Genomic DNA, 20,514 nt, shown 5'->3' with positions numbered 1-20,514 from the left:
CACTGAATTGATCAACAAGGCCGTTTAGTGGCTCAGCAAGTGGGTTGGCAGCGACACTTTCAGGCCAATACTATCCGTGAACGAGCGGTTTTATCTGTTGTAAGGTTAGGAAAAGAAGTACGACGAAGATCTGAATATGTGATAACAGAGCAGCGAATACGCTGGGCAATTAACGAGTTTCGCTGGTTGAGTCACTCTGCGGGACTCAAAGATTTATGAGGGGATCCTCCAGCGCCATGAGTAAGCAGCAGGCCTAAGCCTGCTGTATATTGGTTTAGGCCTTGAATCGGCCTTGATTGTTACGCCGGCGTAAGCCCAAGCCCACTAAACCTGCGGCCAATAACCAAGCACTGGCTGGCTCGGGAATGCTACTAGGTAGGCTAGCGGGTCTAAAATCAACTAGGTAGAGCATGTCATCGTAGTCATCGTCACCTAAAATCCCTGGGTTTTGATAGCCGTAGGGAAGGTCTTCCCAACCAATTAAAAAGGCATTGGTAAATTGGTAATCCACCACTTGATTATCGATATCGAGGAAGGTGTTTTGACCGTTTAATTCCGGCATGGCAAAGGTCATCATATGATCCCAACCGTCATTGAGCTGGTTTTCCGAATAGAAGGTGGTGTGGTTGTAGGGGCCGCCCTGTTCCAAATACCAAGCAAATTCACCGACGATGTCGAAGGACGCGCCTTTGAAGGATTAGCGGCAGAGCCATCACCAGTAAATCCAAACTGCGGATCGGAAGGCAATAATACTTGTTTGTTCTGCCCTTGGCCCAAATCGGTGTACACGCCTAAGGTATTGTAATTACCCGCAGTGAGCCCGATAAGCGCAATGTTGTGTTGGCCCTGGCCAACAAAAACTTGGTCGTTAGCGATAAAACGCGAGTCTAAATCGGCATTGCTGGTATAGCTGGTGCCCAGTAGTAAGTTTGCTGCATCAAACAGATCTGGCACGCCATCGTTATGATCGTTGGCGGTAGGAATGCCATTGGGCTGCCCATTGTAAATGTCGTTTAGCACATTATCACTAAATGGTGTTGCCTGAACACCAAAGTGCAGCAGTGCTAAGCTGCATAAGATTTTTTTCATCACTTTCCCTGCTGATGGTTTGATTTATTTTTTTATTAATTTGTTAGCGCGCTGACAGTAACGCGAGATCTCTCACAGTTCCAGTTTTACTTGCTTAAATTGTGAGCAGAAACTTATTGTAATATCAGTGTTATCTAGCGTGGCCTAGCGGTGAAGGGCTGGGTGTGTTGTTATAAAAAAGCTGGCCTAAGCCAGCTTTTTGCAGATTAAGCGAAGTGTAGTACTTAGCTCCAGGCTTTAAAGGTATTGATTAAGCCGTTGGTTGAGCTGTCGTGACTGTTCACTGCTGTTTTATCTTTAAGCTCAGGCAAGATTTGGTTAGCCAATTGTTTGCCTAGCTCTACGCCCCACTGGTCGAAGCTGAAGATATTCCAGATGATGCCTTGTACAAAGATTTTGTGTTCGTACATTGCCACCATGGCACCCAAGCTGTAAGGGGTGATTTTCTTCACTAAGATAGAGTTGGTAGGTTTGTTACCAGTGAACACTTTAAACGGTGCTAGTTTGGCAATTTCGTCAGCCGATTTACCCGCGGCCACTAATTCAGCTTCTACTGTTTCACGAGACTTACCAAAGGCTAAGGCTTCGGTTTGTGCGAAGAAGTTAGACATCAATTTAGCGTGATGATCCGATAGTGGATTGTGGCTATTTGCTGGCGCAATAAAGTCACAAGGGATCAATTTAGTGCCTTGGTGAATAAGTTGGTAGAAGGCGTGTTGGCCGTTAGTACCTGGTTCACCCCAAATAATTGGCCCAGTTTGGTAATCCACAGGCTTGCCGTTACGGTCAACGTTTTTACCGTTAGATTCCATGTCACCTTGTTGGAAGTAAGCCGCAAAACGGTGCATGTACTGGTCGTAAGGTAAAATCGACACGCTTTCTGCGCCGTAGAAGTTGTTGTACCAAATACCTAGCAAGGCAAGAATAACCGGTAGGTTTTCAGCTAATTCTGCGCTAGCAAAGTGTTGGTCCATGGCGTGAGCGCCCTCTAACAACTCGATGAAGTTGTCGTAGCCCACGGTTAGTGCAATCGATAAGCCAATCGCTGACCAAGAAGAGTAACGACCGCCTACCCAGTCCCAGAATTCAAACATGTTGTCGGTATCAATACCAAACTCAGCTACCGCGCTAGCATTGGTAGATAGAGCAGCAAAGTGCTTAGCTACGTGAGCTTGGTCGCCAGCAGCGGCTAGGAACCAATCACGGGCGCTGTGGGCGTTAGTCATGGTTTCTTGGGTAGTAAAGGTTTTAGACGCCACTAGGAATAAAGTGGTTTCTGGGTCTACTTGCTTCAAGGTTTCTGCGATGTGAGTACCGTCTACGTTAGAAACGAAGTAGGTGTTAATGTGTTCGATTTTGTAAGCGCCAAGGGCTTCAGTAATCATTACTGGGCCTAGGTCTGAACCACCAATACCAATGTTTACAATGCTTTCAATCGCTTTACCGGTGTAGCCTTTCCACTCACCAGAATGGATTTTCTCGCAGAAGCCTTGCATTTTTTCTAGCACGGCGTTTACTGCAGGCATCACGTCTTCGCCGTCGACCATTACTGGAGTATTGCTGCGATTACGTAAAGCAGTATGCAGTACCGAGCGACCTTCTGTTTGGTTGATTTTCTCACCAGAGAACATGGCTTTGATGGCGCTGTCTAGCTTGGTTTCTTTGGCTAGTGCAAGCAAATGCTGCATGGTTTCTTCAGTGATCAGGTTTTTCGAGTAATCCAGTAAGATTTGCTCGTTAAACTCAATAGAGAAACGATTGAAACGGTCAGCGTCAGCGGCGAATAGCTCGCTAAGTTGAACCTCTTTTTGTGCTTCGAAATGTGCTTGTAGTGCTTTCCAAGCCTGAGTTGTGGTTGGGTTGATATTGTCCAGCATAGACCTTGTTCCTTAGATACTTTACCTAAATGACCGAGTGGCAAGTTTATTGACCAACACTTGCGGTGTAGCACTTTACCCTTTCTGGGAAAAAGGACGCAAGCAATCAGATCAATAATGTGCCAAAGCTTGCGACTTATTTTAGACAAAATTGTTCAGTTTATTGCGAATCAGGCTTCGCTTGTTAATTTTTAGCCTTAAAAGTGCGGCTTTTTGCTGGGCGAGTGCTTGGGCTTGTTGCTACAATGCCCAAAATTTATTCGTTTCCGTTTCTCTAGGGTTTTATATTTTTGCCAAATTTGCAGCGACAAGTGAATGCTGAAAATGCCCGTTATTTACTTAATAATGGTCGCTTAGTTGCATTAATGAGTGCCGCTTATAGCGTGATTTGGTGGTGTTTATTTAGCCCTAGTTATCAGTTGAATGGCCATGCTTTTTGGTTGGCTAGCATGCTGGCCCTATCGCTACTGTTCTATCTCTATACCCGCCGCTATAGTCAAAGACAAACAGGTGAATTGCCGCCGGGTTTATTAAGTGCTTATTTCTCGCTGACTTCGGCCTGTGGCGTGCTGTGGGCAGTGGGTATATTGTTGTTTATGCCACAACTGGTTGAAGCCCAACGTTTATTATTAATGCTATTGGTGGGCGCCTTGTTGTCTTTGGTGGTGGTACCCAATCTACTCAGTATTCGCAGTTTTAATGGCTTCGCCTTGCCAATGTTGGTGGCTTTGCTGGTGAATATGCAGGGGCGAGATAGTAATGAGTGGGCTGCTTATTTAGTATTGTTATTGGGCTGTGCGCTGCTTAACGTGGTACTGCGCCGCGCCGAAACCTTGGTCACAAGCAATTTCTCAGAAGGTGTTCGACACCGCGCCCGCGCCATGGAGCTGGCCGACAGCCATGCTTCGATGCGTCAACAAAGCGAACGCGATGGGCTAACCGGCTTATATAACCGCGCCATGTTTGAGCGTCACCTGCAGCAGCACTGGCGTTTAGCTAGTCGCGCCAATACCGCCTTAAGTCTGTTGTTGATCGATGTGGATTTCTTCAAACCCTATAATGACCATTACGGCCACCTTGCTGGCGATCAATGCTTAAGCCTAGTGGCGAGTTTGTTTAATCAGGCCTTGCAGCGAGAAGATGACATGGTGGCTCGTTATGGCGGTGAGGAATTTGTGATTATTTTGCCCAATACTGATACCAAAGGGGCATTGCAAGTCGCCAGCAGAATTAGAACACTATTGGCTAAGGCAAAGCTGCGGCACGAGTACTCTGCCGCGGCCAGTTATGTTACCGTGAGCATAGGCATTTGTTGCCTGATCCCCAGTGCTCAGCAAAGTAGTAAAGAGATCGTAGACAAGGCCGACAAGGCCCTATATAGAGCCAAGCAGTTAGGTAGAAACCAAGCTGTAGTGGCCGCCCGTGGAGAAGTATAAAAATGAGTATGCAACTGCATCGTATTGAAGAGCTAATTGAATTGCTCACCCCGGTTTGGAAACAGCAGCCGGAATTGAATCTTGTTGAAATAATCGCTCAAATTGCCGACCAAGCTGGCTTTGCCAAGCCAATGAGCGAACTCACCGACGATATACTTATTTATCAACTAAAGATGCTAAGTATTGGTAAAGACGAGATGATTCCTGGCATTGCCAAAGATTGTGAGGATGACTTTAAAAGCGCTTTATTAAAAGCCCGTGGTATCAAAGTAGATTAGCCATAGTGGTCATTAAGTTGACCCTAATGCTATAGGCTTCGTGTAGTGAAGCTTCCCCTCTAAAGGACTGAGAGATGAGTGATCGTATCCCTGTAAAAGACCTGAGCCCTAAACCAAGAGCCGCAAAAAAGCGCGCCCCGGTCGACCGTTATAATCCCCAAGAACAAATTTATGTGCGTGAGCAAAAGGGTTTTTTCCAACGCTTACGTAAATACATGGGCTGGTTGTTTATTGCCGCCTTTGTGATTGTGCCTTTTATTCCCTACGGAGAGCGTCAGGCTATTCTGTTGGATATTGCGGCGCGCCAATACCACTTCTTTGGTTTAACCCTGTGGCCGCAAGACCTATTGCTGCTGGCGTGGTTCTTTATTATTGCCGCCTTTGCGCTGTTTTTTGTCACCACCTTCTTAGGCCGAGTATGGTGTGGTTACCTGTGTCCACAAACCGTATGGACCTTCATTTTTATTTGGTTTGAAGAAAAAATTGAAGGCAGCGCCAATAAGCGTAAGAAGTTAGACAAAGCTCCCTGGGACTTCAATAAAATTTGGCGAAAAACCGCTAAGCACGCGGCGTGGCTGGCGGTATCGGTATTCACGGCCTTGTCTTTTGCCGCCTATTTTGTACCCGTAAAACAGTTGTGGTGGGACTTCTTCACGCTTAACGCCAGTGGTGCGGTGAATTTCTCGGTGATTTTCTTCACCGTGGCCACCTACGCTAATGCGGGTTGGATGCGTACCATCGTATGTACTCACATGTGTCCCTATGCGCGTTTTCAATCGGCCATGTTCGATAAAGATACCTTTATTGTGGGTTACGATAGCCAACGTGGTGAAAGCCGCGGGCCGCGTAAGCGTAATGTCGATCATAAAGCCATGGGCTTGGGTGATTGTGTGGATTGTGACCTTTGTGTGCAGGTCTGTCCGGCGGGTATCGATATTCGTGATGGGCTGCAATACGAGTGTATTAACTGTGGCGCCTGTATCGATGCTTGTGACCAAACCATGGAGCGAATGAATTACCCCAAAGGCCTGATTCGCTATACCACCGAACATAATTTGGCGGGGCAAAAAACCGATGTGTTGCGGCCTAAGCTGATTGGTTATGGAGTGGTATTAAGCATTATGTTAGTGGCTTTTGTGTTCACCTTACTGAATGTGAAACCGATGCAACTAGACGTGATACGCGATCGCGCTTCGTTATATACCGAAACCAATGAAGGTTTAGTTGAAAATACGTATACCTTGAAGGTGATTAACAAGTCCTCTGAGGCGCGTCAATTTAGCCTAAGTGTGCGTGGTTTAGAAGAGGTGGAATGGATAGGCCAGCAAGAGGTTACCGTGAATGCCGGTGAAGTCTATAGCTTGCCTATTTCCCTAGCCAGTGACCCCTATCTGTTGCCTAGCTCCGTTACTGATATCGAGTTTATATTGCAAGCCGGTGAGCAACAAGTTAGCCAGGCTAGTCGCTTTATTAGTGGAGGCTAAGCGCTGAAAACGCTACTGCTGTGTTTAGCTTTGTTGCTGTTACTACCTAACCTGTTGGCGGCTTTGGGCTCTTATACCCGCAAGCGCCAATTAGGGCGGATTGATAACCATGACCCTCGGCAACAAGTACTGCAGTTAGATAGCCGTGGGCAGCGTCTTTACGCTGCCCAGCAAAATGCTTGGGAAGCGCTGCTACTGTTTAGTGGCTCTGTGCTACTGGCCCACTTAGCGGGGCTTGATTTAGCCTCGCTGAAGATTGCCAGTATTGTGTTTATCGCCAGCAGATTACTCCACCCGCTGGCCTATGTTTATGGTTGGGCAAGCCTACGTTCGGCGCTAATGCTGGTGGCGTGGTTATGTTGCATTTATATCGTCACTTCTGGTTTGTTAGCCTTGTAAGCTCAGTCCCGCTTAGCTTTTGTGGTCATTGCAATGGCGTGGCTGGCGAGCACCTTGGCTTTGCTGCTACACTGCGCCGATAATCTTTTGTGTAGCGGCCAAACCATGAGCGCCTTTCTATTTGCCAATTTAAATCCCGATATCATTCTTGATGCCATTGAATCGCAGGGCATTTTTCCCAGTAGTGGCTTATTGGCCTTAAATTCTTATGAGAATCGGGTATACCAGTTTCAAGCCGATGATGGGCTTCGCTATGTGGTGAAGTTTTATCGCCCGGAGCGTTGGACTAATCAGCAAATAGAAGAAGAACATCAGTTTAGTTTGTCGATGGCCGAGGTGGATGTACCGGTGGTGGCGCCTTTAGTGATTCAGGGTCAAAGCTTGTTTGAGTATCAGGGCTGGCGTTTTGCCATTTTCCCTAGTGTGGGTGGGCGTAGTTTTGAAGTAGACAATCTCGACCAGCTTGAGCGGGTAGGCCAATACCTTGGTCGCATGCATCAGAAAGTAGGCAGCACTTTGTTTGAGCATCGCTTGTCGATTAATACCGAAGAAATGCTCGATCAGCCCTTAAGTCTGTTGCGAGATTGGTTGCCCGAGGGCTTGGCTGTGCCGTTTTTTACCGTGGCCGAGCAAGTGGCCGAAGCGGCTAAGGCGGCGTATCAGCCGCAGTCTATTATTCGTTTACATGGTGATTGTCACCCCAGCAACATTTTATGGCGCGATGGCCCGATGCTGGTGGACCTCGACGACGCGCGTAATGGCCCGGCGGTACAAGATTTATGGATGATGCTGGCTGGCGATGACAATGAACGCCGCTTGCAGTTGGAAGTCCTGCTGGAGGGCTACGAGGCCTTTTGTGATTTTGATAGCCGAGAGCTAGCCCTAATAGAACCCTTACGTGCGATGCGCATGATTCACTACATGGGTTGGTTAGCACGACGCTGGCAAGACGCTGCATTTCAGCGGGCTTTTCCTTGGTTTAATTCGCAGCGTTATTGGGAAGAGCAAATTTTAGCCTTGAAAGAGCAGCTGGCCGCCCTGCAGCAAGCGCCGCTTTCTTTGATTCCGGGGTATTAAAATGAGCCTTGAAATCGAACGAAAATTTTTAGTGAAAAGTGATGCCTTTAAACAGCAAGCGGTGGAGCAAACCCGTATCGTACAAGCCTATTTAAATAGCGATAAACGACGTACGGTGCGAGTGCGGATCCGTGGCCAACAGGGTTTTCTTACCATTAAAGGCCAGAGCAGTGAGTCGGGTTTAAGCCGCTATGAGTGGGAGAAGCCGATTAGCCTCAGTGAAGCTGAGCAGTTGTTGGCGCTGTGCGAACCCGGCGCAGTAGATAAGGTGCGTTACTTAGTGCCGGTGGGCCAACATATGTTTGAAGTGGATGTATTTGCCGGCGCTAACCAAGGTTTGATAGTGGCCGAGGTGGAGTTGCAAAGTGAGCAGGAAGCTTTTACCAAACCAGCTTGGTTGGGCGAAGAAGTGACGGGCCAAAACCGCTATTACAACTCGATGTTGAGTCAACATCCTTACACTAATTGGTGATAAACAGCGGCTTCGTTCACAAAGCCTTCGCTTAGTATCAATTTGCACTGGCATCCTGCCGTAAGCCATATAGGATTGATCTTAAAGGTGAATGATTTGTAACGAGGTTGTAAATGGCTAACTTTGTCACCCCCGTTAATGCATTAATGCATTGGCAAAAACAGCATCCGCAGCGGGTCTATTTACGCCAGCCTATTGATGGCGTATATCACGAAAAAACCTGGGCAATGGTGGCGCGCGAAGCCGGGCAAATAGCCCAAGGTATTCGCTCGCTTGGCTTGGAGCCAGGCGATAAGGTTGCCATCCTCGCTAAAAATAGTGCCGAGTGGTTTATTGCTGATTTGGCGATCATGATGGCCGGCTGCATCAGCATTCCGATTTATTCCACCGCTAGCGCCGATACGGTATCTTTCATTCTTAAACACAGCGAAAGCAAGTTATTGTTTGTGGGTAAGCTGGATGAATGGAATAAACAGGCTGCGGGAGTGCCTGTGGGGCTTAAAACCGTAGCCATGCCTTATCCCACCATGCCTTGTCATATTCAATGGAGCGATTGGTTAGCTAAGCAAGCGGTGATCGACAAGCACCATTTATGGCATGAGCAAGACACTATGACCATTATTTACACTTCGGGTAGCACTGGCGACCCTAAAGGTGCCGAAATTAGCTTTGCTGCCTATCGTTATGCCTGTGAGCAATTGATTGAAGTGCTGCAAGCCGGTAGTGAAGACCGAGTTATGTCTTATCTGCCATTAGCCCATATTACCGAGCGCGTTTACATTCAAGGCACCAGTATTTTTAGTGGTCAGTTCAGCGTGTCTTTTGTGGAGTCCTTAGACACCTTTGCCGACAATTTGCGCAGTGTTCAGCCTACTCTATTCGTTTCAGTGCCACGCTTGTGGGCGCGTTTTCAACAAGGCGTATTTGAAAAACTACCACCGAAGAAACTCAAGTTATTGCTGGCCATTCCTTTGGTTTCTGGCTTGATTAAAGCCAAGATCAAAAAAGCCTTGGGGCTAAATAAAGCGCGTATCTTGGGCTGTGGTAGTGCGCCGATTGCGCCCTCGTTATTACGCTGGTATCAAAGTATCGGTTTGAATATCTCAGAAGCTTGGGGAATGACCGAAAACTTAGCCTATGGCACGCTTAATTTACCTTTTCGCAGTGACAAAATAGGCACCATTGGTAAGGCTGGCCCTGGCGTAGAAATAAAAATTTCCGAGCAAGGTGAAATACTGGCTAAGGGCCAAGGCATGATGAGTGGCTACTACAAACACCCAGAGCTAAATGAGCAGACCATTGTGGATGGCTGGTTGCATACCGGTGATAAGGGCAGCATAGATGCCGATGGCTATGTAAAAATTATTGGCCGTTTAAAAGAGAGCTTTAAAACGGCCAAGGGAAAATATGTGGCACCCGTTCCTATCGAGCAAAAACTCGCGGAAAACTCCATGGTGGAACAGGTTTGTGTGGTGGGCAGTGCCTTGGCTCAGCCCTGTGCCTTGGTGGTATTAGCCGGTGAAATGAAACAACACTCTCAAGCGCAGATAGAGGCTAGCTTGGGTAGAACCTTAGACAAGGTAAATCAGCACTTGGAGAGCCATGCTAAGTTGTCTCATATACTGGTGGTGAAGCAAGATTGGAACGTGGATAACGCCCTGTTAACCCCAACACTTAAAATTAGGCGTAATCAAATAGAACAGCATTATAGTGAGCTAATTCATCAACAATTTACTAGCAAAGTAGCCTTTGAGGCGGGCTCTTGGTAAGGTAAATTAATGTCAACTTAGACAGCAATGATTGACCGAGCCAATGCTTATCATTATGCTCGGTTTTTTAATAAGGTTCACTGTAAGGAAATACCGAGTGATGAAAAAGCTACTGATTGGTTTGATGGCAATGTTAGCTTTGCCAATGGTAATGGCGGCAAACTTCGAAGAAGGCACCCATTACAAAGTCATTAAACAAACGGCCACCGCCAAACCAGAGGTTCTCGAATTTTTCTCTTACTACTGCCCACATTGTTTTAAGTTTGAGCCTGTAGCTAAACAAATTAAACAATCTTTACCTGCTGGCGTAGCCTTTAAAAAGAGCCATGTTAGCTTCATCGGCGGAAAAATGGGTGAAGAAATGGTTCGTGCTTATGCTGTGGCAGATATGCTAGGGGTAGATGACGAAGTTAGCGCGGCGATTTTCGATTCTATTCATATGAAGCGCCAACACTTCGCTAGCCGTGATGATATTCGCAAAGTGTTTGTTGCTCATGGTGTCGAAGCCAGTAAGTTTGATAGTGCGGCTGAAAGCTTTGTGGTGAATGGCATGGTCGCGCAAATGGAGAAAAACACCATTAACTACCAAATTCGTGGTGTACCAGCCTTGGTGGTGAATGGTAAGTATCAAGTAGAAACAGGCTCGGTAAAATCAATAGAAGAGCTAAACGAGTTGGTGCTGTACTTGGTTAACCTGCAAGGTTAATCTTCAGTCTTTCTTCAGTAAAAGCAGTCTTCGGGCTGCTTTTTTATTGGCCTAAATCGACCTGATATTGTTGTTCATAGCGATTCAGAATGGCTTCTATCTTACCGCTTTGATGTAGTTGGTCTAAGCCTTGATGCAGGTTTATTAGTGCTTCTAAACTGGTATTTTTATTACAGGCTATGGCCCGTTTAGTGCTGTAAAAAGGCAGACCTTTGGGGTTTATGTTGAGTGAATGGTGCTGAAAAATATAAGCAGCAGATAATACATCGCTAGCCCAGGCTTGAATTCGTTTGCGTTGCAGCTTTTTAGCACTGTTTAGATTGGTTTTTGCTAAATCGACTGAGTAGCCAGCAGTCTCTAAATATTCCGCCACCCCGCTTCCCAAGTAGCTGCCAATGGTTAGCTGTTTTAGTTGATTTAAGTTTTGGTTAGCTTGCGGCCGCTGATACAGAGCGTAGCGACTAGTATACAAGGGGCTAACCCAGACAAAATCGGTTTCTCTTGCCGGTGTACGCTCAATACCGAAAACACAGTTATTGGGGAGTTGAGCACTTAGTAGGTAGGCGCGTTTTAGCGGAATTAGTTGCACCTTAATGGCCAGATTTTTTTGCTGCAGTTGTAGTTGCTTAAAAATGTCGATGTGCAAACCGGTGAGGTCTTCGTCACCGTGGGTCACAAAAGGGGGCTCAATGAAGAAGTTCATCACCAATTTAGCGGCGCTTGCTTGAGTAGAGGCGATGAGCAACAGTAGAGCAAGTAAAAGCTCTAGGGGCTTCCCTGGCGTTGTTGAGCAGAGTGTTTGCGTTAAGCGGTGGCAAACGCCCTGCTTACGCTTAGCTGGCTGAGCCAGTTTGAACTGAGCCTGATAGCAGGCTAAGCAAGCTCGCCAAGAGTTCATCCACAAGATGCTTCTCCTTATTTTATTGCTCTTTAAAAATAGCAGTAAAACGCAGCTTATTTACGGTTTAAGTGCTGACTTAGTCTTTATTTAGCACTGTTTTTAGATATTGATCTTTGGCTTGCCAAGTTTGATCTAACCAAAGTTTGAAATGACGCTTGAAGTGTTTGTCTTGTAAATAGTCTCCGCGAAGCTGTTGGTCGATTGGAATGGTGTCAATTTTAACCACCACTTTATCTAGTTTTCCTGAGAGCAAAGCCTTAAACGGAGTGAGGCTTGGATTGGTATTGGGATAGGCCAGAGTCACATTGATGATTTGGTCGAACTGCTCGCCTAATACCGACAAGGTGTAAGCTATACCCAAAGCCTTTGGCGGGAGTAGGTATTGATAAGAAGAACTCGACTGCTGCTGTTTTTGTTGATTAAAACGGGTGCCTTCCACAAAGTTAATCACGGTGGTGGGCATGTTTTTAAATTTCTCACACGAGCGCTTAGTTGACTCCAGGTCTTTGCCGCGTTTTTCCGGATGTTTTAGTAAATATTGGCGTGAATAGCGGCGCATGAAGGGCATATCTAGCGCCCAGCAGGCCAAGCCGACGAAAGGCACATACAATAACTGTTGTTTTAAAAAGAATTTTGGCATGGGAATACGTGAGCCAAACAGCATGCATAACAATACGATGTCGGCCCAGCTCTGATGATTACATATCAGCAAATACCAGTGTTGTTTGCTGAGTTGGCTATTGTCTTCAATGACAAATTCAGTCTTGTTCACTAGTTTGAAAATGGCTCTGTTTACTTCGCTCCAGCACCACATTAAATAATTAGTTAAGCGGCTAAGTTGCGGATAAAGCTGTTTTGGTGCAAGTAGCTTAAATACACCACAAATGGCCACTAAGGTGCCGATTATGGCGGTATTAATAATGGCTAAACTTGCAGAAATAACCATCAGTAGAGGAGCGGGGAGAAAACGTAACATAGTGATACAAGTAACTCTTCAGGTAGCTTGACGCTGGTAGTTATTGTGATTTCAATCAGCTTAAATTATGGTTGGCGCCATTCTAGCACTTTTTTGATAAGCGAAACGCTGACCTCTTGAGCATGCTTGGCATATTATGGTGATACAGGGGTATTTAGGAATAGACAATGAACCAATTTAGTTTGCACCCGCAGTTACAAAAAGACGGAATATGGGCGGGAGATTTTGAGCTGTCGCGAGTGCTATTAATCAACGATAGCCAGTTTCCTTGGTGGGTATTGGTGCCGATGCAAGATGGGATTAGCGACATTTATCAACTTGATAATTGCCAACAAGCGCAATTTTGGCGAGAATCGAAGCGCCTTAGCGAAGCCTTAATGGATATTTATCAGGGCGATAAACTGAATCTGGCGGCTTTGGGGAACATGGTGCCACAACTGCATGTACATCATGTGGTGCGTTATAAAAGCGACCCTCTTTGGCCGCAACCCATATGGGGCAAGTTGCCTGCTAAGCCTTATACTGAAACTCAAAAGCAGCAGCAACTGGCTACGTTACAACAGGCCTTGCAAGGTCAATGGCAAACTCTGGCTGAATAGTTAGCCAGTCTTTTTACTAACATTAGGAACGACTATGGACGGTTTTTGGCGTGGTTTGGTGATCATCATATTGTTGATGTTGCTAATTAGGTGTGATGCCAATAGTTCGCTATACAAGGCCGAAGACAATGGTATTCGCCTCGAAATCCCGCGCTTTTTGGTAACGCCAATTTTATGGATGGATAAGCAAGTGGGCCAGCCTTTTGAGTGGGGGTACAACTCACCTTTTGCCGAAGACTACCAATTTAAGCTCTCTGCTACAGAGGAAGAGGCCAGCGAGCAGTAATAACAATAAAGGCCAGCTTTTAGCGTGGCCTTTATTCGTTTTGGCTTAATTAGTCGTTATCTAATTGGTCCCAAGCTTCTTTGTTCATCTGCATTTTGGCCCACCATTCATCGTCGGCAACAATTTGTCCCTGCTCATCTACTTGTGGTATCGGTAAGCCTTTGCGTTTACAGGCCTTAGCAAAGATCGGGTGGCCACCTTCAAACATGATGCGGTTTTGCTCTTCGGGGCTCACCTTACAAGGCCCTTGATACATCCCTGCCAATTCACGTTGGCGCTGCGCTTCATAAAGAATCAAGGCACTGGCGACCGAAACATTTAAAGATTGCACCATGCCTACCATGGGAATGATGATGTCTTGATCGGCTAAGGCAAGCGCCTCATCGGAAATACCATATTTTTCCTGGCCCATTAAAATAGCCGTGGGTTTGGTATAGTCAATTTGGCGAAAATCAACGGCGCTATCTGAAAGATTGGTGGCTAAGATTTGCATGCCACTGTTGCGTAACGCGGCTACGGCATCTTGAATGTTTTCGTGGTTATGTACTTTTACCCAATTTTGGCTGCCTGTGGCCGTGCCGCGACGTAGCTCGTCTTTATAGTTTTCCCATACCGCGTGTACGTGATCGACACCCACTGCATCACAGGTACGTACAATGGCCGACAAATTGTGCGGCTTATGTACGTTTTCCATGCAAATGGTTAAATCGGTTTGGCGGGCATCTAACATGGCGCGAATGCGCTGATAGCGTTCAGGAGTCATGGTTTTCTCGTTGTTCTAGTTTCTTAAGCGCACTACCCGCAGTACTTCGGGCATGACGCGTATTTTGCGCATAATATTGGCCAGATGCACGCGGCTATGGGTGGTCACCAATAAATCGATGGTATAGACGCGGCCTTCTTTTTCTTCAGTGACAATATTAACGATGTTAGCACCGGTTGACGCTACCACATTGGTTAAGCTGGCTAATATACCTTGATGGTTCACCATGTCGATGCGCATTTCGGTTTTGTATTCTGCGGTTTCGGCGGCATCTTTAGACCAGTCAACGTTAATATAACGGTCGGGTTCTTTTTGATAACCACTAATGTTTTTACATGATTCTAAGTGAACCACTAGGCCTTTACCTTGACTGATGTGGGCAATGACGGGGTCTCCAGGGATCGGCCGACAACAGTTAGCATAGGTGAGTAACAAGCCCTCTGCACCTTGGATTGAGATCCGCCCTTTGCCCTTAGCGTCGCCTAGCTCATCGCTGCCGCCGAGCAAGCGGTTGGCTACCACGATACTCATGGCATTACCTAAACCAATTTCGGCTAATAAATCATTAATGCTTTCAGCTTTTAGGTCTTGTAGTACTTGCTTAAGCACTTCGGGGGCTATGTCGTCTAGTTTCACTCCGGCCAAGGCGTGATTGAGCAGGCGGCGGCCAAGGTTAACGGATTCTTCGCGGCGCTGGTTTTTCAATAGTTGGCGGATTTTGCCGCGAGCCTTACCGGTGACCACAAAGTTTAACCAAGCAGCATTGGGACGCGCTCCGGGCGCGGTAATCACTTCAACAGTTTGGCCGTTGCTAAGCGCCTTACTCAAGGGATAGGGGTGGCGATTAACCCGAGCGCCGACACAAGCGTGACCCACATCAGTATGCACCGCGTAGGCAAAATCGACTGGAGTCGCTCTGGCGGGGAGCTCAATGATTTTTCCTTCCGGGGTGAATACATAAATCTCATCGGGGAAGAGATCGGTTTTAACGTTTTCGATAAATTCAAACGAAGAGCCAGCGCTTTGTTGTAGTTCGAGTAGGCTTTGCATCCAGCGTTGTGCTCTAATCTGCGCTGTGGTGCCGGGGTTTTCGCCAGCTTGTTTATAAGACCAATGTGCGGCCACCCCTTTGTCGGCCATCTGATCCATGTGCTCGGTTCTAATTTGCACTTCCACTGGCACCCCATGTGGGCCAACTAGTGAGGTATGCAAGCTTTGGTAACCGTTGGCTTTAGGAATGGCAACATAGTCTTTGAAGCGGCCAGGACGCGGTTTATAGAGGCTGTGGCTAATTCCCAGAACCCGATAACAGGTGTCTAAGCTGTCAACAATGATGCGAAAAGCGTAGATATCCATCACTTCATGGAATTGCAGCTCTTTGTTCACCATCTTTTTATAGATGCTGTAGAGGTTTTTCTCGCGTCCGGTAACAGTGGCTTGAATGCCTGCTTCTTCGATACGCCCTTGCAACTCTTGATGAATGCCGTTAATTAATTCTTTGCGATTACCTCGAGCGTTTTTAACCGATACTTTTAGTACGCGATAACGCATCGGGTAAAGCGCTTCAAAGCCGAGTTCTTCCAACTCGTTTTTAATGCTATGAATACCTAAACGGTTAGCAATTGGTGCATAAATTTCTAGGGTTTCGCGAGCGATGCGGCGGCGTTTATCCGGGCGCAAAGAACCCAAGGTGCGCATGTTGTGGGTGCGGTCGGCTAATTTGATCAGAATGACCCGAATATCCTGCACCATGGCCATCATCATTTTTCGAAAGTTTTCGACCTGAGCTTCTTTTTTGTCGCGAAACTTAATTTTGTCCAGTTTACTGACGCCTTCTACTAAGTCGGCGATTTCAGTGCCAAACTGCTGTTGCAGCTGTTCGTAAGTGACCGGAGTATCTTCAATGGTGTCGTGGAGTACTGCAGCGATCAGTGTTTGGTGATCGAGCCTTAGCTCTCCTAGGATCCGCGCCACCGCTAAGGGGTGGGTAATATAAGGCTCGCCACTAGAGCGGAACTGACCTTCATGGGCATCTTTGCCTAAGATATAGGCGTCGCGCAGCTGAGCAACATGCTCTTCACTTAAATAACTGGAGGCGACTTCGCGCAAACTTTCGAATAAGTACAAACATTACCTCATCAGCGGAGGGCGCTAAAATAGATATGATTGAATAGAATTATGGGAGTTTTACCGTGCAGAGTAAACCCGGCACGGTAATTTTATAGACGGGGACGAATTAGACGCGCTTATCTGCGATAGCGGCAACAGCTGCCAACTCGGCGGCCTCACGTTCCTGACGTTCTTGGCGGTCTTGAGCATCCATGGTTTCGGTGGTGATCAAGCCTTCTTCAATTTCACGCAAAGCGATAACGGTTGGTTTATCGTTATCTTCCTCAACTAGAGGGTCTTTACCTTCTACTGCGATCTGACGCGCACGACGTGCGGCGATTAGTACAAGATCGAAGCGATTGCCGACCTGTTCTACTGCATCTTCTACTGTTACTCGTGCCATGCACAGCTCCGTTGACTAAAAATGACGCAAGATCCTAGCCGATCTGTTAATAATTTACTAGGACTTAACGATATTATTTCGATAAAAGTTCGTCTAACAAATGGCGATGTCGCGCGGCTTGTTGACGGGTTCGTAATCTTTGTCCAGTAATAATGGCGGTAAGCTCACTCAATGCTTCGTCAAAATTACTGTTAATAATGAGGTAATCGTATTCATTATAATGAGACATTTCACTTTCTGCCTCATCCATTCGCTTTTTGATTACATCGGGGCTGTCTTGACCGCGCATATGTAAACGGTTTTCTAGCTCTTCACGACTGGGCGGCAAAATAAACACTGATACCGCTTCTGGCATCATTTGTTTTACCTGACGAGCACCTTGCCAATCAATATCTAAGAATACATCAATGCCATCGGCCAGCGTTTGTTCGATGCTACGGCGTGAAGTGCCGTAAAAATTACCGAAAACTTCGGCATATTCGAAAAAGGCTTGCTCGGCAATCAGCTGTTTAAATTCATCATGGCTAACAAAGTGGTAGTGGTTGCCGTCGATTTCTCCAGGACGAACCGGCCGAGTGGTATGAGAGATAGACACTTGGGCTGGATAGGCGCGATGGCGCGAAAGATAAGCATTGATCATGCTTGATTTGCCTGCACCACTAGGAGCGGAAACGATGTATAAAGTGCCAGTTGTTGCCATGTTGAATTCTTAGCGAATGTATAAAGGCGCCTAAGGTTACCATTTTATGGTTATTTTTAAAGCCTGTTGGTGCTGAAATTGCCAGAGATGAGTCAAGATTTTAAGTGATTTACCTATACTCAAATTATGCCATTCCACAAAAACGCTCATTTGTTGCTAGGAACTGGCCAATTAAGTCTTTGTTTTAGAAAGAGGATAGCAATGCTGGGCGGCCTCTAAGCTTAAATATCAACAATTATGGTGAGTTAGTTTATGGCGGATAAACTCGATAAAAAAAGCTACGAAAATTGCCTCGAAGAGTTACAAACTGAGCTGGTGAAGTTACAACAATGGGTGGTCGCTCAAGGCCTAAAAGTGGTGGTGATTTTTGAGGGGCGAGACGCCGCTGGTAAAGGCGGAGTGATTAAACGGATCTCTGAAAAGTTGAACCCTCGAGTATGCCGTATTGCCGCGCTGCCTGCGCCTAATGAGCGCGAGAAAACCCAATGGTATTTTCAACGTTATGTGGCTCACTTGCCGGCTGCTGGTGAAATCGTCCTTTTTGACCGCTCTTGGTATAACCGCGCCGGTGTAGAAAAAGTAATGGGCTTTTGTAGCGACGAACAGCATCAGGACTTTTTGCGGGCCTGCCCCGAATTTGAACGAATGCTGATCCGCTCGGGTACCATATTAATTAAATACTGGTTTTCGGTATCGGATGAGGAGCAGGAGAAGCGTTTTTTAGAACGGATTAATAATCCTTTGAAGCGTTGGAAGTTTAGCCCCATGGATTTAGAGTCGCGCTCCCGTTGGGCGGCTTATTCTCAGGCTAAAGATGAAATGTTCGCTCATACCGATACCAAACATGCGCCGTGGTGGGTGGTGAATTCCGATGATAAGAAACGCGCTCGTTTAAACTGCATTAGCCATTTACTCTCGCAAATTGATTATCAAGACATTACCCAAGCTGAAGTGGTTCTGCCGCCGATTGATAAACAAGGCTATGTGCGGGTGCCTATGCAAGAACAGAGTTTCGTGCCCGAGCTTTATTAGTCGTGAGCCAGTACTGAGTTATAATGGCCGTCTTTTAGTATTGAGAAGGACGCGAGCGTGAATGATTGGCAAGCCTTATTCGCGGCTGAGCAGCAACAGCCTTATTACCAGCAGCTACAAGCACGAATCGCGGCAGAGCGAGCCGCAGGCAGGCAAATTTACCCACCCCAATCGCAAGTCTTTGCCGCGTTTGATGCTTGCCCTTTAGCGCAAGTGAAAGTGGTGATTTTGGGGCAAGACCCTTATCATGGCGAAGGCCAAGCACATGGCTTAAGTTTTAGTGTGACTGAGGGGACTAAAATTCCGCCATCCTTGCGTAATATTTATAAGGAACTGGCTAGCGACATCGACGGTTTTGTTATTCCCGAGCACGGCAATTTAACGGCTTGGGCCAAGCAGGGGGTATTGCTGCTCAATAGTGTACTCACCGTAGAGCAAGCCAAGGCGCACTCGCATGCGAAGTGGGGCTGGGAAACATTTAGTGATGCGGTGATTAGCGCCATTAGCCAACACTGCGAAGGCGTGGTATTCCTGTTATGGGGTGCGCACGCGCAAAAGAAAGGGCTGCTAGTGGAATCGAGGAAACATCATCTGCTGAGCTCGGTACACCCTTCGCCTTTGTCGGCCCATCGGGGCTTTTTTGGTTGCCGGCATTTTTCAAAAACCAACCACTTATTACAAGAGCAAGGGAAATCAGCCATAAATTGGCAGCTCTAACTTTGCAATTGGCTGCGGTTTCTACCAGCATTCTTCGCCTGATAAAGCGCTAAATCGGCACGATTAAGTGCAGTAGTAAAGTCTTCACCCTTGGCTATTAAAGTGAGACCAATGCTCATACTGAGTTTAATGTTGTATTGTCGACCTTGATAAGATAACAAAAAGTCTTGCTGATTAATTAGCTTGCGTAGCCGCTCTGCAAAGCTATAGGCATCGGCATCATGGCGTTGTTGAGACAGCAATACAAACTCTTCGCCACCCCAGCGGCCAAATAAGTCTTGGCTTCGAGTGGTGGCGCTGAGTTGACGAGCAAAAAAGCGTAATACCGCATCACCATTGCTATGTCCGTAGTGGTCGTTAATTTGTTTAAAGTGATCGATGTCGAATACAAACAAGTAGTAGTTATCGTTGAGCTCTGGGCGTTCATTGAAAGCCTCAATTAAACCACGGCGATTGAGTACCCCGGTGAGGTGGTCGTTGCTGGCGGAGTGTTTTAGTTGGTCAACATTTTGCTCTAAGGTGTTAATCGACTGGGTAAATAGCTGGCGCTGATGCAGAAAATAGCGAAATAACTCAGCGGTAAAGTAAACCAGCCAGACGGCAATAATTATGGCATAAAGGCTTTCGTTGCTGATCCATTTTCCTTCTACCTCTATTTTATTCAAAGTAATGATGTACTCCCCATCCGGAGAGCCTGAAGGTATATCTACGCCAATTTCCTTAATTAGTGAAAAATCCTCTACGAAGTCGTCTCGCGATCGATAGTTGTTATCTAGCCACCACAAGGGAATAGTAAATTGATTCAAACCTGCCGCAGCGGGTTGCTCCCCGAGTTCTTCTTTTGCAAAGTAGGTAAACATGTATTTTGCGTGGGATAAGTCACGGCCATTAGTGTTTGGGGTGCTACGTATAAAAAAACGCAGTTCGCTGTCTGGGCCTTCTAAATTAGCATGCAAAATAACTTGCTCATATTCACTAATGTTGATGTTGCGTAATTTCGTGTATCTGTCTGCTGCGGGGTCTTGGTTTGGGTCAAAAAACTTTATGCTTAAGCCACAATACTTGTCTAGTAAATGGCTACTTTGTAGGTCGCAAATAAATTGCTGGTCTGTTTCCCAATAAAAGTTGGAGTTTCCTCCTTGTCCGTGGTCAGAAAATGCATCCACCAACATATTGTCTTGAGGGTAGAGCTGCAAGCGTTTTACTGGCGCCCAGAGAACAGTAAATAACCCTAACACCGTAGCAATTAAAAGCACGTTTCGCAGCCAAGAAAAACGAGGAGTTAGTTTCATGCTGGTCCATTTGGTGAGTCAACTATTACCTAAATATAATAACTTAATAGATCGGCAATAACTTGAATGCCGTTTGCAAAATTAGATTTGGTACTACAAATAGAGACAGCGTGATTGACAATCACGTTATCATGTTAAGCTGGTTGAAA

General features: G+C 46.4%; 22 protein-coding genes and 1 pseudogene. 13 read left to right on the top strand and 10 right to left on the bottom strand.

Annotated elements, in window-relative coordinates; all coding sequences use genetic code 11:
• Positions 1-45: 45 nt before the first annotated feature.
• Positions 46-219, top strand: a pseudogene (locus AR383_RS22130) (IS4 family transposase); the annotation flags it as partial.
• 55 nt (positions 220-274) lie between these two features.
• Here the strand turns inward: AR383_RS22130 and AR383_RS12575 are convergent.
• The 3 genes from AR383_RS12575 to pgi all read right to left on the bottom strand — a co-directional run bounded on the left by AR383_RS12575 (position 275) and on the right by pgi (position 2,966).
• The gene (locus AR383_RS12575; protein WP_335338337.1) at positions 275-649 is read right to left on the bottom strand and encodes a PEP-CTERM sorting domain-containing protein; all 375 of its coding nucleotides are present in this window, start codon (positions 647-649) and stop codon (positions 275-277) included.
• A complete protein-coding gene (locus AR383_RS12570) occupies positions 574-1,089 on the bottom strand; it encodes a hypothetical protein (protein WP_055733451.1) in 516 nt (171 codons plus the stop codon). Before AR383_RS12570 ends, AR383_RS12575 begins: the two co-directional genes overlap by 76 nt.
• A gap of 224 nt (positions 1,090-1,313) precedes the next feature.
• A complete protein-coding gene (pgi, locus tag AR383_RS12565) occupies positions 1,314-2,966 on the bottom strand; it encodes a glucose-6-phosphate isomerase (RefSeq protein WP_055733450.1) in 1,653 nt (550 codons plus the stop codon).
• A gap of 290 nt (positions 2,967-3,256) precedes the next feature.
• On the opposite strand from pgi, the gene AR383_RS12560 reads away from it, so the two are divergent.
• The 8 genes from AR383_RS12560 to AR383_RS12525 all read left to right on the top strand — a co-directional run bounded on the left by AR383_RS12560 (position 3,257) and on the right by AR383_RS12525 (position 10,587).
• Positions 3,257-4,402 (top strand): GGDEF domain-containing protein, encoded by a 1,146-nt coding sequence (locus tag AR383_RS12560; protein WP_157051730.1) that lies wholly within the window; start codon positions 3,257-3,259, stop codon positions 4,400-4,402.
• Between the two features lie 8 nt (positions 4,403-4,410).
• Complete coding sequence (locus AR383_RS12555; RefSeq protein WP_055735036.1) at positions 4,411-4,680, top strand: YihD family protein; 270 nt, start codon at positions 4,411-4,413, stop codon at positions 4,678-4,680.
• A 74-nt stretch (positions 4,681-4,754) separates the two neighbouring features.
• Complete coding sequence (gene ccoG / locus AR383_RS12550; protein WP_055733448.1) at positions 4,755-6,164, top strand: cytochrome c oxidase accessory protein CcoG; 1,410 nt, start codon at positions 4,755-4,757, stop codon at positions 6,162-6,164.
• Positions 6,165-6,167: 3 nt separating this feature from the next.
• Positions 6,168-6,563: an MAPEG family protein gene (locus tag AR383_RS12545; RefSeq protein WP_083481593.1), complete on the top strand. Its 396-nt coding sequence runs from the start codon at positions 6,168-6,170 to the stop codon at positions 6,561-6,563.
• A gap of 105 nt (positions 6,564-6,668) precedes the next feature.
• Positions 6,669-7,640 (top strand): serine/threonine protein kinase, encoded by a 972-nt coding sequence (locus AR383_RS12540; protein WP_055735035.1) that lies wholly within the window; start codon positions 6,669-6,671, stop codon positions 7,638-7,640.
• Position 7,641: 1 nt separating this feature from the next.
• Complete coding sequence (locus AR383_RS12535) at positions 7,642-8,112, top strand: CYTH domain-containing protein (RefSeq protein ID WP_055733446.1); 471 nt, start codon at positions 7,642-7,644, stop codon at positions 8,110-8,112.
• A 113-nt stretch (positions 8,113-8,225) separates the two neighbouring features.
• A complete protein-coding gene (locus tag AR383_RS12530) occupies positions 8,226-9,881 on the top strand; it encodes an AMP-binding protein (protein WP_055733445.1) in 1,656 nt (551 codons plus the stop codon).
• A gap of 100 nt (positions 9,882-9,981) precedes the next feature.
• Positions 9,982-10,587, top strand: a complete 606-nt coding sequence (locus AR383_RS12525) for a thiol:disulfide interchange protein DsbA/DsbL (RefSeq protein WP_055733444.1) — start codon at positions 9,982-9,984, stop codon at positions 10,585-10,587.
• 43 nt (positions 10,588-10,630) lie between these two features.
• On the opposite strand, the gene AR383_RS12520 is transcribed toward AR383_RS12525, so the two are convergent.
• The gene (locus AR383_RS12520) at positions 10,631-11,491 is read right to left on the bottom strand and encodes a substrate-binding periplasmic protein (protein WP_198150149.1); all 861 of its coding nucleotides are present in this window, start codon (positions 11,489-11,491) and stop codon (positions 10,631-10,633) included.
• A gap of 73 nt (positions 11,492-11,564) precedes the next feature.
• Complete coding sequence (locus AR383_RS12515; RefSeq protein ID WP_055733442.1) at positions 11,565-12,464, bottom strand: acyltransferase; 900 nt, start codon at positions 12,462-12,464, stop codon at positions 11,565-11,567.
• A gap of 167 nt (positions 12,465-12,631) precedes the next feature.
• On the opposite strand from AR383_RS12515, the gene AR383_RS12510 reads away from it, so the two are divergent.
• Together AR383_RS12510 and AR383_RS12505 are read left to right on the top strand one after the other, a co-directional pair.
• Positions 12,632-13,063, top strand: a complete 432-nt coding sequence (locus AR383_RS12510) for an HIT domain-containing protein (RefSeq protein ID WP_055733441.1) — start codon at positions 12,632-12,634, stop codon at positions 13,061-13,063.
• A gap of 34 nt (positions 13,064-13,097) precedes the next feature.
• The gene (locus AR383_RS12505; RefSeq protein ID WP_055733440.1) at positions 13,098-13,349 is read left to right on the top strand and encodes a hypothetical protein; all 252 of its coding nucleotides are present in this window, start codon (positions 13,098-13,100) and stop codon (positions 13,347-13,349) included.
• Positions 13,350-13,398: 49 nt separating this feature from the next.
• On the opposite strand, the gene trmH is transcribed toward AR383_RS12505, so the two are convergent.
• The 4 genes from trmH to gmk form a co-directional block, all read right to left on the bottom strand.
• The gene (gene trmH, locus AR383_RS12500; protein WP_055733439.1) at positions 13,399-14,112 is read right to left on the bottom strand and encodes a tRNA (guanosine(18)-2'-O)-methyltransferase TrmH; all 714 of its coding nucleotides are present in this window, start codon (positions 14,110-14,112) and stop codon (positions 13,399-13,401) included.
• A gap of 15 nt (positions 14,113-14,127) precedes the next feature.
• Positions 14,128-16,239, bottom strand: coding sequence for a bifunctional GTP diphosphokinase/guanosine-3',5'-bis pyrophosphate 3'-pyrophosphohydrolase (gene spoT, locus AR383_RS12495; protein WP_055733438.1), 2,112 nt, complete (start codon positions 16,237-16,239; stop codon positions 14,128-14,130).
• 109 nt (positions 16,240-16,348) lie between these two features.
• The gene (rpoZ, locus tag AR383_RS12490) at positions 16,349-16,624 is read right to left on the bottom strand and encodes a DNA-directed RNA polymerase subunit omega (RefSeq protein ID WP_055733437.1); all 276 of its coding nucleotides are present in this window, start codon (positions 16,622-16,624) and stop codon (positions 16,349-16,351) included.
• Between the two features lie 73 nt (positions 16,625-16,697).
• Positions 16,698-17,324 carry a guanylate kinase gene (gmk, locus tag AR383_RS12485; protein ID WP_055733436.1) on the bottom strand — a complete coding sequence of 209 codons (627 nt, stop codon included), beginning with the start codon at positions 17,322-17,324 and terminating at the stop codon, positions 16,698-16,700.
• A gap of 252 nt (positions 17,325-17,576) precedes the next feature.
• Here gmk and ppk2 point away from each other — a divergent pair, with 252 nt between their 5' ends.
• Together ppk2 and ung are read left to right on the top strand one after the other, a co-directional pair.
• On the top strand, positions 17,577-18,356 hold the full coding sequence (gene ppk2 / locus AR383_RS12480; RefSeq protein WP_055733435.1) for a polyphosphate kinase 2: 780 nt from the start codon (positions 17,577-17,579) through the stop codon (positions 18,354-18,356).
• Positions 18,357-18,413: 57 nt separating this feature from the next.
• Positions 18,414-19,073 carry a uracil-DNA glycosylase gene (ung, locus tag AR383_RS12475; RefSeq protein ID WP_055733434.1) on the top strand — a complete coding sequence of 220 codons (660 nt, stop codon included), beginning with the start codon at positions 18,414-18,416 and terminating at the stop codon, positions 19,071-19,073.
• On the opposite strand, the gene AR383_RS12470 is transcribed toward ung, so the two are convergent.
• Positions 19,070-20,365: a GGDEF domain-containing protein gene (locus tag AR383_RS12470; protein ID WP_055733433.1), complete on the bottom strand. Its 1,296-nt coding sequence runs from the start codon at positions 20,363-20,365 to the stop codon at positions 19,070-19,072. The genes ung and AR383_RS12470 overlap by 4 nt on opposite strands.
• Between the last annotated feature and the right edge of the window lie 149 nt (positions 20,366-20,514).

Source organism: Agarivorans gilvus (assembly GCF_001420915.1).
In the GTDB taxonomy this organism is placed as follows: Bacteria; Pseudomonadota; Gammaproteobacteria; order Enterobacterales; family Celerinatantimonadaceae; genus Agarivorans; species Agarivorans gilvus.
Note: the sequence above shows the minus strand (reverse complement) of the source record. Positions and strands in the feature narration are given on the sequence as shown.

Bases quoted from the DNA above. Each gene is read 5' to 3' on its own strand.
- AR383_RS12570 (WP_055733451.1), bottom strand. From the start codon at position 1,089: ATGAAAAAAATCTTATGCAGCTTAGCACTGCTGCACTTTGGTGTTCAG.
- pgi (WP_055733450.1), bottom strand. From the start codon at position 2,966: ATGCTGGACAATATCAACCCAACCACAACTCAGGCTTGGAAAGCACTA.
- AR383_RS12555 (WP_055735036.1), top strand. From the start codon at position 4,411: ATGCAACTGCATCGTATTGAAGAGCTAATTGAATTGCTCACCCCGGTT.
- ccoG (WP_055733448.1), top strand. From the start codon at position 4,755: ATGAGTGATCGTATCCCTGTAAAAGACCTGAGCCCTAAACCAAGAGCC.
- AR383_RS12540 (WP_055735035.1), top strand. From the start codon at position 6,669: ATGAGCGCCTTTCTATTTGCCAATTTAAATCCCGATATCATTCTTGAT.
- AR383_RS12535 (WP_055733446.1), top strand. From the start codon at position 7,642: ATGAGCCTTGAAATCGAACGAAAATTTTTAGTGAAAAGTGATGCCTTT.
- AR383_RS12530 (WP_055733445.1), top strand. From the start codon at position 8,226: ATGGCTAACTTTGTCACCCCCGTTAATGCATTAATGCATTGGCAAAAA.
- AR383_RS12525 (WP_055733444.1), top strand. From the start codon at position 9,982: ATGAAAAAGCTACTGATTGGTTTGATGGCAATGTTAGCTTTGCCAATG.
- AR383_RS12515 (WP_055733442.1), bottom strand. From the start codon at position 12,464: ATGTTACGTTTTCTCCCCGCTCCTCTACTGATGGTTATTTCTGCAAGT.
- AR383_RS12510 (WP_055733441.1), top strand. From the start codon at position 12,632: ATGAACCAATTTAGTTTGCACCCGCAGTTACAAAAAGACGGAATATGG.
- AR383_RS12505 (WP_055733440.1), top strand. From the start codon at position 13,098: ATGGACGGTTTTTGGCGTGGTTTGGTGATCATCATATTGTTGATGTTG.
- trmH (WP_055733439.1), bottom strand. From the start codon at position 14,112: ATGACTCCTGAACGCTATCAGCGCATTCGCGCCATGTTAGATGCCCGC.
- rpoZ (WP_055733437.1), bottom strand. From the start codon at position 16,624: ATGGCACGAGTAACAGTAGAAGATGCAGTAGAACAGGTCGGCAATCGC.
- gmk (WP_055733436.1), bottom strand. From the start codon at position 17,324: ATGGCAACAACTGGCACTTTATACATCGTTTCCGCTCCTAGTGGTGCA.
- ppk2 (WP_055733435.1), top strand. From the start codon at position 17,577: ATGGCGGATAAACTCGATAAAAAAAGCTACGAAAATTGCCTCGAAGAG.
- AR383_RS12470 (WP_055733433.1), bottom strand. From the start codon at position 20,365: ATGAAACTAACTCCTCGTTTTTCTTGGCTGCGAAACGTGCTTTTAATT.